Genomic DNA, 1,834 nt, shown 5'->3' with positions numbered 1-1,834 from the left:
GTGTCTGGGAAAAAACTAATTCCTAAGACATGAAAAAAGAACGATGATTTCCTTTTCGATTTCATCGTTCTTTTTCTATACTTTAACTGCCTTCCTTGATATTATTAAATCGCTACAGTATAAAAAGAAAGAAGACAATCTCAATGTATCAAAATTATACCACAGGCCAGACTGCTTTAACACTTAATTTAGACTTTACTATACCTAACAATCACTTGGCAACAGTGATCGGCTGGTTCGTCGATTCGATTCCAGAAGACGTCCTATTGGGCGATTCTGCCAAAACCGGGCGTCCTGCCTATCACCCTGCTATGATGCTTAAGATCTTGCTTTTTGCTTATTCTCGCAGAGTATTCTCAGGCAGAAAAATTGCGCTGATGTTAGAAGAAAATCTACCAATGATGGTATTGGCTGAGCACCAGCAGATTTCATACCATACCATCAATAATTTTAGATCGAGCGACCACGCCAACGAATTGGTCAAGAAATGCTTTCTTTACTTTACCAACCTACTGGAACAAGAAGGCTTGATCAACGAAGGGGCTATCTTCATCGACGGCACGAAAATCGAAGCCGATGCCAATCGCTATAGCTTTGTCTGGCGCAAGGCAGTTGAAAAGTATCATGAAAAGCTCAAAGGTCAAGCAGTTGAACTATATGATGAACTGATTGCCAAAGAAGTCGTCAAAGCAATGGCAAAAGAGCAAGTACAAACCAGTCAGGGGTTGACGGAGCTAGCGCAAGAAACGGAAGCTGAAATTGAAAAACTGACTGAAGAGATTGCCCAAGAGCCTAAAGCCATTCCTGGCGGCTCGGCTAGAAAAGCAAAAAGACGAGCTCTAAAAAAGCTGCTTCATAAGCTAAGAAAAGACTACGTGCCTAGAATGAAGAAGTATGAAGAGGCAGAAGAAGTCTTTGCTGGGCGAAATAGCTACTCTAAAACCGACCACGATGCGACGTTCATGCATATGAAAGAAGACCACATGAAGAACGGCCAGCTCAAGCCAGGCTATAATATCCAAGTCGCTACAACGGATCAATACGTAGTCGATTTTGCTTTGTATCCCAATCCGACTGACTTTAAGACGCTAGAGCCTTTTTTAAAACAGATGACGACAATGGACAAGTTCGATAAGATCGTCGCCGATGCTGGCTACGGCAGCGAGTACAACTACTCAATGCTTGAAGAAGAATATTCAGACAAGCAGTACTATATCCCTTATACCATGTACGAAAAGGAACAAACTAGAAAGTACAAAAACGATCCAACTAAGCTAGCCAACTGGTTCTATGATGAAGAAGACGATTACTACCTTGATCAAAACGGCGTTAGGTTTAGCTTCAAATGTTATAGTCGGCGTAAAGATAAATCGACTGGTCAGGTTCGCGATTTTAAGGTTTACGAAGCGGATAAATTTCAATTAACGCCAGAATTAGAGCGTTTAGCCAAAACCAAGAGCGGACGCCAGCGGCAGGTTCGCTATAATCCTAACTGGCAATACTTAAAAGAAAAAGCTAAAGGAGTTCTCCAAAGTCCTGAAGGCAGGTACATCTACAGCAAGAGAAAGTATGATGTGGAGCCAGTTTTTGGACATTTGAAGAACGTTTTTGGCATGCGTCGAACTCATTTAAGAGGCAAAAAGAAGGTTGAAACTGATGTGGGAATAGCCTTCATGATGATGAATTTAAGCAAATATTGGAACAGAAGATGGTCAAAGGACCAATCTTCTTTACACAAAAATAAAAATAACAAGAAAAAGACGGTCAAGCAACTCAAATTAAGAGTTGGATTGATCGTCTTTTGGTATCTGAAAGTTAGTTTTTTCCCAGACAC

The 1,834-nt window shown here is 41.0% G+C and carries 1 protein-coding gene; it reads left to right on the top strand.

Annotated elements, in window-relative coordinates; genetic code table 11:
* Window positions 1-143: 143 nt before the first annotated feature.
* A partial coding sequence (locus CP370_RS09020) for an IS1182 family transposase (protein WP_095154385.1) occupies window positions 144-1,834 on the top strand: 1,691 nt, incomplete at its 3' end.

The sequence above is a fragment of the Lactobacillus sp. UMNPBX19 genome (assembly GCF_002553805.1).
GTDB lineage: Bacteria > Bacillota > Bacilli > Lactobacillales > Lactobacillaceae > Lactobacillus.
The sequence above is the reverse complement of the archived record's forward strand: the minus strand, read 5'-3'. Positions and strand labels throughout refer to the sequence as shown.